This is a genomic window from Bacillus sp. ChL18, from assembly GCF_026241425.1.
Lineage (GTDB): Bacteria > Bacillota > Bacilli > Bacillales > Bacillaceae > Bacillus > Bacillus velezensis.
Genome location: NZ_JAPHWE010000001.1, coordinates 556,340 through 569,696, shown reverse-complemented (window position 1 = coordinate 569,696; position 13,357 = coordinate 556,340). Strand labels below are relative to the sequence as shown.

At 46.6% G+C, this 13,357-nt stretch carries 15 protein-coding genes; 4 read left to right on the top strand and 11 right to left on the bottom strand.

All coding sequences use genetic code 11. The features are described from left to right. Positions 1 to 45 precede the first annotated feature (45 nt). A complete protein-coding gene (gene rpmG, locus OQ477_RS03145) occupies positions 46 to 195 on the bottom strand; it encodes a 50S ribosomal protein L33 (RefSeq protein WP_003153246.1) in 150 nt (49 codons plus the stop codon). A gap of 77 nt (positions 196 to 272) precedes the next feature. Further along, positions 273 to 1,199, bottom strand: a complete 927-nt coding sequence (rnz, locus tag OQ477_RS03140; protein ID WP_265971346.1) for a ribonuclease Z — start codon at positions 1,197 to 1,199, stop codon at positions 273 to 275. Positions 1,200 to 1,407: 208 nt separating this feature from the next. On the opposite strand from rnz, the gene zwf reads away from it, so the two are divergent. Beyond that, complete coding sequence (gene zwf / locus OQ477_RS03135; protein ID WP_265971345.1) at positions 1,408 to 2,877, top strand: glucose-6-phosphate dehydrogenase; 1,470 nt, start codon at positions 1,408 to 1,410, stop codon at positions 2,875 to 2,877. A gap of 89 nt (positions 2,878 to 2,966) precedes the next feature. Here zwf and gndA read toward each other — a convergent pair whose 3' ends face one another. Next, positions 2,967 to 4,376, bottom strand: a complete 1,410-nt coding sequence (gene gndA / locus OQ477_RS03130; RefSeq protein WP_007408395.1) for an NADP-dependent phosphogluconate dehydrogenase — start codon at positions 4,374 to 4,376, stop codon at positions 2,967 to 2,969. Positions 4,377 to 4,484: 108 nt separating this feature from the next. Continuing rightward, entirely contained in the window at positions 4,485 to 5,729 is a 1,245-nt protein-coding gene (locus OQ477_RS03125) for a DNA polymerase IV (RefSeq protein WP_265971344.1), read from the bottom strand. Between the two features lie 75 nt (positions 5,730 to 5,804). Here OQ477_RS03125 and OQ477_RS03120 point away from each other — a divergent pair, with 75 nt between their 5' ends. Together OQ477_RS03120 and OQ477_RS03115 are read left to right on the top strand one after the other, a co-directional pair. Beyond that, positions 5,805 to 6,086 (top strand): hypothetical protein, encoded by a 282-nt coding sequence (locus tag OQ477_RS03120; protein ID WP_003153239.1) that lies wholly within the window; start codon positions 5,805 to 5,807, stop codon positions 6,084 to 6,086. 32 nt (positions 6,087 to 6,118) lie between these two features. Then, a complete protein-coding gene (locus OQ477_RS03115; protein WP_038459107.1) occupies positions 6,119 to 6,955 on the top strand; it encodes a membrane protein insertase YidC in 837 nt (278 codons plus the stop codon). Positions 6,956 to 7,067: 112 nt separating this feature from the next. On the opposite strand, the gene OQ477_RS03110 is transcribed toward OQ477_RS03115, so the two are convergent. The 3 genes from OQ477_RS03110 to mce are packed head-to-tail and all read right to left on the bottom strand — an operon-like array spanning position 7,068 to position 10,138. After that, entirely contained in the window at positions 7,068 to 8,183 is a 1,116-nt protein-coding gene (locus OQ477_RS03110) for a M20/M25/M40 family metallo-hydrolase (RefSeq protein ID WP_265971341.1), read from the bottom strand. Between the two features lie 16 nt (positions 8,184 to 8,199). Continuing rightward, positions 8,200 to 9,723, bottom strand: coding sequence for an acyl-CoA carboxylase subunit beta (locus tag OQ477_RS03105; protein WP_416346510.1), 1,524 nt, complete (start codon positions 9,721 to 9,723; stop codon positions 8,200 to 8,202). Further along, on the bottom strand, positions 9,710 to 10,138 hold the full coding sequence (mce, locus tag OQ477_RS03100) for a methylmalonyl-CoA epimerase (RefSeq protein WP_015240172.1): 429 nt from the start codon (positions 10,136 to 10,138) through the stop codon (positions 9,710 to 9,712). Before mce ends, OQ477_RS03105 begins: the two co-directional genes overlap by 14 nt. Before the next feature lie 93 nt (positions 10,139 to 10,231). On the opposite strand from mce, the gene prli42 reads away from it, so the two are divergent. Next, positions 10,232 to 10,327, top strand: coding sequence for a stressosome-associated protein Prli42 (gene prli42, locus OQ477_RS03095; protein ID WP_007408390.1), 96 nt, complete (start codon positions 10,232 to 10,234; stop codon positions 10,325 to 10,327). Between the two features lie 13 nt (positions 10,328 to 10,340). On the opposite strand, the gene OQ477_RS03090 is transcribed toward prli42, so the two are convergent. The 4 genes from OQ477_RS03090 to OQ477_RS03075 all read right to left on the bottom strand — a co-directional run bounded on the left by OQ477_RS03090 (position 10,341) and on the right by OQ477_RS03075 (position 13,345). Next, complete coding sequence (locus OQ477_RS03090; RefSeq protein ID WP_003153233.1) at positions 10,341 to 10,871, bottom strand: L,D-transpeptidase; 531 nt, start codon at positions 10,869 to 10,871, stop codon at positions 10,341 to 10,343. A 69-nt stretch (positions 10,872 to 10,940) separates the two neighbouring features. Continuing rightward, positions 10,941 to 11,894 carry an aromatic acid exporter family protein gene (locus tag OQ477_RS03085; RefSeq protein WP_007408388.1) on the bottom strand — a complete coding sequence of 318 codons (954 nt, stop codon included), beginning with the start codon at positions 11,892 to 11,894 and terminating at the stop codon, positions 10,941 to 10,943. Positions 11,895 to 11,970: 76 nt separating this feature from the next. After that, positions 11,971 to 12,693, bottom strand: a complete 723-nt coding sequence (locus OQ477_RS03080) for an amino acid ABC transporter ATP-binding protein (protein WP_003153229.1) — start codon at positions 12,691 to 12,693, stop codon at positions 11,971 to 11,973. Continuing rightward, on the bottom strand, positions 12,686 to 13,345 hold the full coding sequence (locus tag OQ477_RS03075) for an amino acid ABC transporter permease (protein WP_265971338.1): 660 nt from the start codon (positions 13,343 to 13,345) through the stop codon (positions 12,686 to 12,688). Before OQ477_RS03075 ends, OQ477_RS03080 begins: the two co-directional genes overlap by 8 nt. Positions 13,346 to 13,357: the final 12 nt, after the last annotated feature.

Genomic DNA, 13,357 nt, shown 5'->3' with positions numbered 1-13,357 from the left:
ACAAAAGCCATTGTGCAACGGCACAATGGCTTTTGTTATCGTGATCTATTTTGTCTCACGATGCAACGTATACTTTTTCAACCGGGGGGAATACTTTTTCATTTCTAACCGGTCAGGATTCGTCCGTTTGTTCTTCGTCGTAATATAATTTCTGTCCCCTGTCTCTGTACAGGCCAATGTAACATTTACACGCATCATTTTCACCCCTTATATAAATCGTAATTATTACGTTTTATTATATCTCACCAAAAAAAATGTCAAGCGTCCATTTTTTAAGACCGCTCCACAGTGACCTCCATGAAGTCAAATGCGATCTTACTGTTTTCAAATACCGCTTTCGCCTCATGTTCGAGACGCTCTATCGGCGATTCCCCCTGATACCTTGCGCTGATATGAGTTAAGATCAGCTGTTTGGCGCCTGCTTTTTTTGCCGTTTGCGCAGCCTGTTCTGTCGTCGCGTGATAATAATTATGTGCGAGCTTTGCATCTTCCTTGGCAAACGTCGCTTCATGAACAAGCACATCCGCATTGCGCGCCAGCTCCGTTACCCGCTCTGATGCCCTCGTATCCCCGGAAAAAGCGACGACTCTCCCTTTTTTCGGGGGTTCCAAAAAATCCCGACCGTTAATGATTCTGCCATCATCAAGTGTGACCGTTTCGCCTTTTTTGATTTTCTGATAGACGGGTCCGGGCGGGATATTCCTTTCTTTTAATCTGCCGGCCTGCAATGCGCCGGGAATATCCTTTTCCTGAACCCGGTAGCCGAACGCTTCCACGCCGTGAATGACGGATACTGCGGTAACAATGAATTGCTCATCTTCAAAAACCGTCCCCTCTTCGATTTCATGTACGGTAAGAGGATACGTCAGATGAGTCGCCGTCACGTTCAGGCTTGTTTCAATAAAGGCTTTAATGCCTTTTGGCCCGTAAATCGTCAGCTCTTCTTCACCGCCCTGAAATGAACGGCTCCCCAACAGACCCGGAAGACCGTAAACATGGTCGCCGTGAAGGTGGGTGATGAAAATCTTCTCAATTTTCCTCGGTTTGATTGTTGTATGTAATATCTGATGCTGAGTGGCTTCTCCGCAATCAAACAGCCATACGGAACGCCTTTCTTCAAGAAGCTTCAGCGCGACGGACGTTACGTTTCTCGTCTTTGCCGGCATGCCGGCCCCCGTCCCTAAAAATAATAATTCCACAATGCTTCCTCCTAGATCTTTGTACTACTAAGGATACAGGATCAGGCTGAAAATGTGAATTCACCCGGGCCTTCTCCGGCCTGATTAATTTTTTTCCGCAAACCGCAAAAAACAGGCTGAAATGTTTGCTTTCAACGAATTTTAGATTTAAAATGAAGGAAATATGCGGGGTTTTAAACCATGCTTCAGATAAAGTGAGGTACTCTAAGTGAAAACAAACGACAAACCAAAAGCAGTAATTGTAATATTTGGTGCCACAGGGGATTTGGCAAAACGAAAACTTTACCCATCCATTCACCGTTTATATAAAAATGGTCAAATTGGTGAAGAGTTTGCAGTTGTAGGTGTTGGAAGAAGACCTTGGTCAAACGAGGACCTCCGGGAAACCGTTAAAACGTCTGTTTCTTCTGCCGGGCAAAAAGACATAGACGACTTCACATCTCATTTTTATTACCATCCGTTTGATGTAACGAATCCGGGTTCCTATCAGGAGCTGAATGTCCTGCTTGATCAGCTTGAACATACATATGAAATCCCGAACAACAGAATGTTTTACTTGGCGATGGCTCCTGAGTTTTTCGGCACTATCGCAAAATCACTTAAAAACGAAGGTGTCACAGCGACAAATGGCTGGTCCCGTCTCGTCATTGAAAAACCGTTCGGCCATGACCTGCCGAGTGCGAAAGAGCTTAACAAAGAAATACGCGAAGCTTTCACGGAAGATCAAATTTACCGGATCGACCATTACTTAGGCAAACAAATGGTTCAAAATATCGAAGTCATCCGGTTTGCGAATGCGCTGTTTGAGCCGCTGTGGAATAACCGCTACATCTCAAACATCCAGATTACGTCAAGTGAGGATCTCGGCGTTGAGGATCGCGCGAGATATTACGAGAAATCAGGCGCACTCCGTGACATGGTTCAAAACCATATTTTACAAATGGTCGCTCTCTTGGCGATGGAACCGCCGATTAAACTGAACACGGAAGAAATCCGCAGCGAAAAAGTAAAGGTGCTGAGAGCCCTCCGCCCTGTCGCTCCAAACGAAGTAAGTGACTTCTTCGTCCGCGGACAATACCAAGCGGGAACGATTGACGGAAACGCTGTACCGAGCTATACAGATGAGCAAAATGTAGCACCGGATTCCAATACGGAAACATTCGTGTCCGGAAAGCTGTTAATCGATAACTTCCGCTGGGCCGGCGTTCCGTTTTATATCCGCACAGGGAAACGGATGAAAGAAAAATCAACGAAAATCGTCGTTCAATTTAAAGACATTCCGATGAACCTTTATTACGGCAATGAAACGAATGTAAATCCGAACCTGCTTGTCATCCATATTCAGCCGGATGAAGGCATCACTTTATATCTGAACGCTAAAAAATTAGGCGGAGCCGCTCATGCTCAGCCGATTAAGCTGGATTACTGCAGCAACTGCAGTGATGAAATGAACACACCGGAAGCCTATGAAAAATTAATCCATGACTGTCTGCTCGGTGATGCGACAAACTTTGCCCATTGGGACGAAGTAGCGCTTTCATGGAATTTCGTCGATGCGATTTCCGAAACGTGGGCAGCCGACAAAACCCTTTCTCCGAATTATGAAGCCGGGTCAATGGGACCGAAAGCTTCGGACGATCTTCTTGAAAAAGACGCTCTCCACTGGTGGAATATATAAGAAAACATTAAAAACCGCGGCGCCGTTCATGACGGCCTGCGGTTTTTAATATCAGAAAAGCCCCCGCAATCAATGCGGGGGCTTCTTCATTACTTCATCCATTCAGTATGGAAAATGCCTTCTTTATCTGTGCGTTCATACGTATGCGCGCCGAAGTAATCACGCTGCGCTTGAATCAAGTTTGCAGGAAGCACTGCCGTACGGTAGCTGTCGTAATACGCAAGTGCGCTTGAGAACGAAGGTACCGGCACGCCTTGGGCTACGGCAAGTGAAATCACTTGGCGAAGGGCGCCTTGGTAGCTTTCTGCAATGTTTTTGAAGTAGCTGTCTAACAGCAGGTTGTCAAGCTCCGGTTCACGGTCATACGCGTCTTTGATCTTTTGCAGGAACGCCGCGCGGATGATACAGCCGCCGCGGAAGATCATCGCGATTTCACCGTATTTCAGATCCCAGTTATATTCTTCAGACGCGGCTTTCATTTGGGCGAAGCCTTGTGCGTAAGAACAGATTTTACTCATGAAGAGCGCTTTTCTGACCGCTTCAATCAGCTCTTCTTTATTTTCAGTGACCGGCTTAACGTCTGGCCCGGACAGAAGGCTGCTTGCTTTCACACGCTCTTCTTTCATTGCGGAAATGAAACGCGCAAAAACAGATTCAGTGATAATCGGAAGCGGCACGCCTAAGTCAAGAGCGCTTTGGCTTGTCCATTTACCCGTTCCTTTTTGGCCTGCTTTATCAAGGATGACGTCAACAAGCGGTTTGCCCGTTTCTTCATCTTTTTTAGTGAAAATGTCAGCCGTGATTTCAATCAGATAGCTGTCAAGCTCTCCTTTGTTCCACTCAGCGAATACTTCGTGAAGCTCTTCGGCAGACAATCCGAGCACCTGTTTCAAAATGAAATATGACTCAGAGATCAGCTGCATGTCACCGTATTCGATACCATTGTGCACCATTTTTACATAGTGCCCCGCTCCGTCCGGGCCGATGTATGTCGTACAAGCTTCTCCATCCACTTTAGCAGAAATGGCTTCTAGAATCGGTTTCACGAGTTCGTGCGCTTCCTTTTGGCCGCCCGGCATAATAGAAGGCCCTTTCAGCGCTCCCTCTTCACCGCCTGATACACCCGTTCCGATAAAGTGAATGCCGCTTTCGGCAAGCTCTTTGTTCCGGCGCTGCGTATCTTTATAGTATGTATTTCCGCCGTCAATCAAAATATCGTCTTTTTCCAGATGAGGAAGAAGAGATTGAATCGTCGCATCCGTTGCAGTTCCCGCTTTAACCATTAATAAAATTTTACGGGGTGTTTCAAGAGACTGGACAAACTCCTCAATGCTGTATGTACCGACAACATTTTTGCCTTTTGCCTCTTCTAAAAACTCTTCCGTTTTGCTGCTTGATCTGTTGTATACAGACACAGAAAATCCCCGGCTTTCGATGTTAAGAGCCAGATTTTTACCCATTACCGCAAGACCGATAACTCCGATTTGTTGTTTTGACATATTCTAACGTCCCTTCTTCAAACGTTTAACCATTTTAAAATTTAAATTAAAATAAAATGATATTTATACTAAAGAAATTATCATACATAACCCCTTTTTTCAAGTTATTCACCTTTTCTTTTCATCCTGGAAAAAGTCTCTGTTAAAGCTCGTTCCCCTTGTTTTGCTTTCTTCTTTTTTTATAACGGCGCCTTTTCTGATCAGGTTTTGGCCGTACTTTTCATTCAGCTCGTTCATCATCTGAAAAATCGGCTCATCCTTTGCGTCCTCCTTGAATGAAAACAGATCAAGCTGTTTATACGCCTGCTGTTTTTCAACCAGTTCCGTTCCGGTGATGCCGAGAAGCCTTACCGGGTTTTGGTTCCAGTGCTTGTCAAACAGTTCCATCGCCGCTTCCATGATGTCTTTTTTCTGATCAGCTGGATTGCTGAGGGTCATGCTTCTTGTGACTGTTTTCCAATCCGCATACCGAATCATGATGAACAGCCGGCAGGCCATGACCTCCTTACGCTGGAGCCGTTCGCTCACAGACAGCGCGAGCCGGTCAAACACGCCCGTTAATTCATCCCAGTCAGCCGAATCATGCGACAGGGTGGATGAGTTGCCGACGCTTTTAAATTCATAAATCCGCTCGGGATTGACTTCTGCAGGATGGATGCCGTTCGCTTTATCCTTCAGCCTCGGGCCGTTTATGCCGAGAAGCGTTTTCAGCGCATGTTCATCTCCTTTTGCCAAATCACCGATCGTTTTGATGCCGAGCGTTTTTATTTTTTCCGCAGTTTTCGTTCCTATACCGTGCATCTCTTCAATCGGTAGAGGCCATAAGAGGTCCGGCAGCTCTCTTTTTCTTAAAATGGTGATGCCGAGCGGTTTTTTCATGTCAGACGCCATTTTGGCGAGAAATTTATTCGGGGCGATGCCGATGCTTGACGGAAGCAAAAGCTCTTTTTGCAGTCTCGCCTGAATGTCTTCGGCTGTCTCATACGCCCTGTGTCTGTGCGGTGTGTCCGTAATATCCATGTATCCTTCATCAATAGAAACAGGCTCGACTAAATCCGTATACTCCCTCAGAATGCTGAACATTTCTTTTGATGAACTCCGGTAGCGGTCAAAATTCGGAGGCACGACGATGAGTTCCGGACAGAGGCGTTTTGCCCGCCACACCGGCATGGTGGTCTTTACGCCCCGCGCTCTCGCTTCGTAGCTGCAGGTGACGATGATTCCTTTCCGTTCCTTCACGTTTCCGGCAACGGCGATAGGTTTTCCTCTTAAAGACGGATCATACGCCATTTCTACGGAGGCATAAAAACTGTTCATATCGATATGAAATATAATTCTCCCTTTTCCGGCCACTCCCGGCGCCTCCTTTCCTTTCATAGACAACCTTATATATATGTAGTAAAATAAGAGCTGAATGGATGTGATAAAATGATTCTTGAGTCAATGAATGACTTTTTATTTTTAGTCGATTTTTTCACAATTATTCTTCCCGCTCTGACCGCGATCGGCATCGCTTTTCTTTTGCGTGAGCGCCGCGCAGGCGAGCATTGGAGAACGAAACGAATAGATGAACATCAAGCAGTCGTTCAGCTGAACCGAACAGACTTTCTTATTATTATATATCATCGCATTACAACTTGGATACGTAAAGTCATCCGCATGAATTCACCGGCGAATGATGATGAAGATGTCAGCTTCCTCCTTTTATAACGGCAAGTGAAGATAAAAAGGAGGAGACATAATTGTCTAAAACATATCAAAAATGGATCGCATTCGGATTGTTTTTTATCGTACTGTGCACAGGCCGCTCGGCTTTTGCGGCGACATCTCAGACTCAGACGGGAGGCCTCGGGAATATCGGTTTTTTCCACGATTACCTGATCGAGCCGTTTTCGGCACTTTTAAAAGGTGTGGCGGGCCTGTTCCACGGTGAGTACGGACTGTCGATTATTCTGGTGACGATTATCGTCCGGATCGTTGTATTGCCTTTGTTTGTGAACCAATTTAAGAAACAGCGGGTGTTTCAGGAAAAAATGGCTGTGATCAAACCGCAGGTCGACAGCATTCAGGCTAAAATAAAACAAACGAAAGATGCGGAAAAACAAAAAGAACTGCAAATGGAAATGATGAAGCTTTACCGTGAGCACAATCTGAATCCGATGGCAATGGGATGTCTTCCGATGCTGGTGCAATTCCCGATTTTGATCGGTTTTTATTACGCCATCCGCTCAACGCCGGAAATCGCTTCACACTCATTTCTGTGGTTCAGCTTAGGGCATTCTGATATTCTTGTATCACTGTGCGCGGGGGCCATGTATTTCTTACAGGCTTATATTTCCCAAAAATTAAACGAGAAATATTCACCGGCTGCTCAAAATCCGGCCGCGATGCAGTCAGCAAAAATCATGGTCTTTATTTTCCCTGTCATGATGACCATTTTTTCACTTAACGTACCGGCTGCGCTGCCGCTTTACTGGTTTACAAGCGGACTGTTTTTGACAGTGCAGAATGTACTTTTACAGCAGACGCATCATAAAAAGAAACAAGCTGCGGCTCAGGCGGAGCCCGCCAAATCATAATACTGAAACCCTGCCCGAAACCTATCCGGCAGGGTTTTTTTCTTGTATCTGCAAGGCTTTAAGCCAATTATCATGAAGAATGAAAAAAGCACCCAAATTGGGTGCTTCGTTTTTAGTTGGCCGCTGTTTCGATAATGGCAACGACCATTTCCGCCGTTTTGACGAGCTCTTCAATCGGCATTTTTTCATTTTTCGTATGGATTTGTTCATAGCCTACTGACAGGTTGACTGTCGGAATGCCGTGGCCGGCAATGACGTTTGCGTCACTTCCGCCGCCGCTTGTCTGAAGTTCGCTCGGCCGGCCGATTTTTGCCGCCGCTTTTTTCGCGACTTCCACAACCTGATCGCCGTCCTGATATTTGAAACCCGGATACATGACCGCGATGTCCACTTCCGCGCGGCCTCCCATCTCAGCTGCAGCAGATTCGAAAGCTTCTTTCATTTTCTGCACTTGCGCTTCCATTTTTTCAGGCACTAATGAACGCGCTTCAGCCAGAATATCAACCTGGTCGCAGACGATATTGGTTTGCGTGCCGCCTTCGAAACGTCCGATATTAGCCGTTGTTTCTTTATCAATACGGCCGAGCGGCATTTTAGAGATCGCTTTTGACGCGATTGTAATCGCGGAGATGCCTTTTTCCGGTTCTACCCCCGCATGAGCCGTTTTCCCGAAAATGGTTGCTCTCACTTTCGCTTGTGTCGGCGCGGCTACAATAATGTTGCCGACTTTTCCGTCTGAATCAAGCGCAAAACCGTATTTCGCGGTAATGTCTGAACGATCCATTGCTTTTGCCCCGACTAATCCCGATTCTTCTCCGGCCGTGATAATGAATTCAATGGTGCCGTGCTCGATGTTTTGTTCTTTCAGCACTTTAATGGCTTCAAACATTGCGGCAAGACCCGTCTTATCATCAGCGCCGAGAATCGTCGTGCCGTCGGATTTTACATAGCCGTCTTCCACAATCGGCTTAACGCCTTTGCCCGGGACAACCGTGTCCATGTGCGATGTGAAATAAATCGTATCCGCATCTTTTGTGCCCTTTAACGTACAGATTAAGTTGCCGGCTCCATGCCCCGTCACTTCTTTTGTACTATCTTCTTTTACGCTCAATCCTAAATCAGTGAATTTTTGTTTGAGCACCTTGCTGATTTCCGCTTCATGTTTTGTCTCTGAATCAATTTGAACGAGTTCAAGAAATTCTTCAAGCAGACGTTTTTCGTTTACCATTTTCAGTTCCCTCCGTTTAAATCGGTATATTACCGTGCTTTTTTTTCGGTCTTTCCTCTTCCTTATGCGCAAGCATGTCAAATGCCTGAATCAATTTTTTCCTCGAGTCTTCCGGCCGGATGATATCATCCACCATTCCGCAGGCCGCCGCTTTATACGGACCGGCGTTTTCCTTTTCGTAAATGGCTTTTTTTTCGCGCTTCGTTTTCTCCGGGTCGTCAGAAGCCTGTATGTCTCTGCTGTATAAAATCGACGCCGCGCCTTCCGCTCCCATCACAGCGATTTCCGCATTGGGCCAGGCGAATACAAGATCTGCCCCGAGCCCTTTCGAATTCATGGCGACATAGGCGCCTCCGTAAGCTTTTCTGATGATGAGCGTCACTTTCGGCACCGTCGCTTCGGCAAAAGCATACAGCAATTTTGCTCCGTGACGGATGATTCCCGCATGTTCCTGCTGAAGGCCCGGGAGAAATCCCGGAACATCAGCGATCGTCAATAGCGGAATATGAAACGCGTCGCAAAAACGGATGAATCTCGACGCTTTGTCAGCGGCATCAATCGTGAGGCTCCCCGCCAAGTGTTTCGGCTGGTTTGCGACAACACCGACTGTACGCCGTCCGAGTTTCAGAAAACCGACAGCAATGTTTTTGGAAAAATACGGCTGAATGTCAAAAAACGTTCCGTCATCCGCCAGCTCTTTTATTACCTGTAACACATCGTAAGGTTTCGAACTGTCCGCGGGAACGAGGGTGTTTAATAACGGTCTGGCGTCTTCCTTTTTAACAGGCAATGCCGTCTGTCCGCCGTGCGGGAGATAAGAAAGCAGGGTTTTCACAGCGGAAAGAGCCTCTTTTTCCGTTCGTGCGGAATAGTGGGCATTTCCGCTTATCACATTATGTATTCCCGCACCGCCTAAACTTTCCGCGTCAATCTGTTCACCCGTAACCTGTTCAATGACTTTCGGGCCTGTAATAAACATGTGCGACGTATGTTCCGCCATAATCACAAAATCCGTCAATGCGGGTGAATAAACAGCACCGCCGGCACACGGTCCAAGGATGACAGAAATTTGCGGAATCACTCCCGAGTAAAGGACGTTGCGCCTAAAGATATGACCGTATCCATTTAATGATACCACACCCTCTTGAATTCTCGCACCACCTGAGTCGTTCAGCCCGATGATCGGAGTTTTATTTTTCGCCGCCAGATCCATTACCGCCGCGATTTTTTCCGCATGTGTCTCGCCGAGCGTCCCGCCGAGTACGGTAAAGTCATGGGCAAACAAATACACGGGCCGTCCGTCAATTGTGCCGTATCCGGTAACGACGCCGTCTCCCGGAGCATTCCGGCACCCGGGCATGCGGCTTTTGGCAAACGGCTGCAGCTCTGAAAAACTGTCTTCGTCCAATAAATAATCAATTCTTTCTCTTGCCGTCAGCTTGCCTTTTTTGTGCTGTTTTTCATTTTTTTCCGCTCCGCCGCCGTTTGTTAAAAAGGAACGTCTTTCGTTTAAGTGTCTGATATGATCACTCATGCTCATCTTGAGTTTCTCCTTTTTCAATTGTTTCACAAAGCTCAATCAGGACCCCGTTCGCCTCTTTTGGAGAGAGAAATGCGATCTTCTTCCCGCCCGCTCCGTTTTGCGGTTCATGATGGATCAAAGTCATGCGGCATGCTTCAAGCTCCTTGATCGTTTCCTTCATATCGGCGCAGCGGAATGCCAAATGATGCAGCCCTTCGCCTCTTTTCTGTAAAAAAGAGCTGACGGGAGACGCGTCCGACAGCGGCTCAATCAGCTCAAGCTTTGTGCCTCCCGCCTCTAAAAAAGCAACTCTCACATTTTGCCCGCTTACCAGCTCGTCTCCCATATACGTAAGCCCGAGCATCCGTTCGTAAAATCCTCTCGCAGCTTCAATAGAGCTGACGGCAATGCCGACATGATCAAGTTTTTTCATAGCGCGGCCACCTGCTTTCCATCATAGGATATGGCTTGTTCATACAAGCGAAACACGTTAAAATGATAGACAGTAATCTTAAGGAGTGAAACAATGTCTCAAAAATTTATGAAAAGCGCCGTCATCGTCATTTTGGGCGTATTTATACTTTCAACCCTCCTCTCAGGCATTATGATGTATTTGCGGTAAAAAAGCAGGCGCCTCATTGCAAGGGGGTTTCCTGCTTTTTTATGAGGGCTTTCCGCTCTATTGCAATGTCCTCGAATGAGCGGTTTTCTTTTGTAATCAATACTTTCGTTCCGGGAGGGATAATCCGGAAAATACGGATGACATCCCGGTTTTTCATACGGATGCAGCCGTTTGACACAAACCCCCCGATCAGCTCTTCTCTGTTTGTTCCGTGAATGCCGTATATCCTGCCGTCGGTTCCTTTCGCGTCAAAGCCGATCCAGCGGACGCCGAGCGGGTTTTCCGGCGCGCCTCCCTCTACATTTTTCTTTCGGTAATACGGATTGACGGCTTTGACCGTTACCGTAAATTCTCCTTCAGGCGTCAAATCATCCGTTTTTCCCGTCGCCACCTGATAAATGCCTTCTATTCGGTTATCCTTCACAACAGCAAGCGCATTTGTGGCTTTATTGACGATAATATAAGGGTCACCCGGCAAAGGGTTCGCGCCAAGCGGCCAAAGCGGAGACAGCAGCAGGGCGGCTGACAATAAAAAAAATCGCATGGGCTCCCCTCCTTTTTTCATTAGAATGACCAATGAAAGGAGGACTCATGCGATTGATCCATATGTTTTTTACAGCTTGATGCCTTTGAAATAACTTTTAATCACGAGATATTGTTCCATCTCACCGAGGAGGTGGAACAAAGCCGCCCGCGCTTCAAACTCCTCGCGCGTTGCCGGGAGCGGCATTTCTTCAAATTCCGTTCTCATTTCTGCAAGTCTTTTTAAAAATTTATGAGCGGTATTGCCGGGATGAATGGCTTCCCTTAATTCATGGATGAAATGGGCGATTATTTTGCCCTGCTCCACCGTTATTGAAATAGAGGTAATCTTCGGCAGCAGCCGTTCAATGATTTCAAATTGTTTCTGTCTCATCTTAAAATAATGATAGTAAAGATTTTCATGGCGCAAAATATGATTCTGCACGTCCCGATAGGCGAGGTTTTTCGCCTCTTGAATCATCTGATGCGTCTCCGGTATTTCCTTCCCCGACCAATCTTGCTCCCCAGTTAACAAATACCGTTCGATTTCGGCGAAGATGACGGAAAAGTTGTCCTCAATTTTTTTCCGGTACGCCGCGAGTTTTCTGTCGAGGCTCGGCATATACAGATTCATTAACAGCGCGACGCCTATACCTACAGTGATCAGCTGGAACTCATTCCAGATAAACGCCATCGTAATGCCGCCGGACATATATAAATGAAGAATGATTACTGAGCTGGTGACAATCCCTTCGTTTATTTTTAAAACGACTGTAGTCGGAATGAACAGCACCAGCAATATTCCGATCGCAAACGGATAATAGCCAATCAGCCCGAAAAAGACATATGAGAAGACGATCGCCAATAAACAGGCGGCAAATCGGGCCCACGAGGCCTGAAGCGACCGCTTTTGCGTAATCTGGATGCACAATATGGTGATGATTCCTGCGGATGCGAAGTTTTGCAGATGCAACAGCTGGGCTAAATAAATGGCCAGCGCCGTTCCAAGTGCGGTCTTTAGTGTGCGGTAACCGATTTTAAACATTGCTTGCTCCATTCTGTTTGTTTCTTTCTCAAAAAAAAGAAGAAGAGCATTCTTCTTCTTTTCTTCCAGTTATATTTTATAATATTTTTTCTAAAAAGTCCTGTGCTCTTTTTGACTTCGGAGAAAGAAAAAATTCTTCCGGCTGCCCGTCTTCCACGATCGTCCCTTCATCCATAAATAATACGCGGTCTGCGACTTCTTTGGCAAATCCCATTTCGTGCGTTACGATCACCATCGTCATGCCCGTCTGCGCGAGCTCTTTCATTACCTCAAGAACTTCTTTGACCATTTCCGGGTCAAGAGCCGAGGTCGGTTCATCAAACAGCATGATGTCAGGATTCATGGCAAGCGCCCGCGCGATGGCGACCCGCTGCTTCTGTCCGCCTGACAAACGATTCGGATAGTCGTTCCGTTTGTCAAGCAGTCCGACTTTCTCAAGGAGAGCGCACGCCTTTTCCTCCGCCTCCTTTTTAGACTCTTTCTTCACGCTGACCGGCGCGTATGTGATATTTTCAAGCACCGTTTTATGAGGAAACAAATGAAAATGCTGAAATACCATGCCGATATTTTCCCGCACTTTCAGTTTATTCGTTTTAGCTGCGGTAATTTCGTTTTCTTTAATGGCAATCGTTCCGCCGCTCGGGGTTTCCAGCAGATTTAAGCAGCGCAGAAACGTTGATTTGCCGGAACCGGAAGGGCCGATGACAGCGACGACTTCCCCTTCTTCGATCTGTGTTGAAATGTTTTTCAGTACTTCGTGTTTCCCGAATGATTTTGACAGGTTGTCGACCTTAATCATTGGCTTTCAGCTTCCTTTCTACGCCTTTTCCGATGAATGCTAAGATCAAAACGAGCACGTAATAGATTAAGCCCGCCACAATAAGAGGTTCTAAATAGTTGTATGTTGCGGCGCCGGACTGGTAGGCCCGTCTCATAATGTCGCCAAGACCGATAACTGTGACGATCGCCGATTCTTTCGTTAAGGTGATTAATTCGTTAATAATAGCCGGAGAAATGTTTTTAAACGCCTGCGGCAGCAGCAGATCTTTCATCATTTTTCCGTATGGCACGCCGAGAGCGACGGCAGCCTCTTTTTGTCCTTTGTCAATTGCGTTGATTCCCGCTCTGATAATTTCAGAGACGTAAGCGGCTGAATTGAGCGATAATGCGGTGACCGCCGCCCAAAATTGATCGATCTGAAAGCCGAGGAGCTGCGGCATGCCGAAATAGATGATCATCAGCTGCAGCACGAGCGGCGTGCCGCGGAATATCGAAGTATAAAAATCCGCAATCCATTTCAGCGGACTGATCGTGCTGATTTTAAATAAGCTGAGCACGATGCCTAATACAAGACCGATGGCCGCTGAAACGAGCACAATTTTTAATGTGACCGCAAGGCCTTCCAATATAAAAGGAATTTGGGGGATTGTCGCTGAGAAATCCAAATTCATACGTGTGATCTC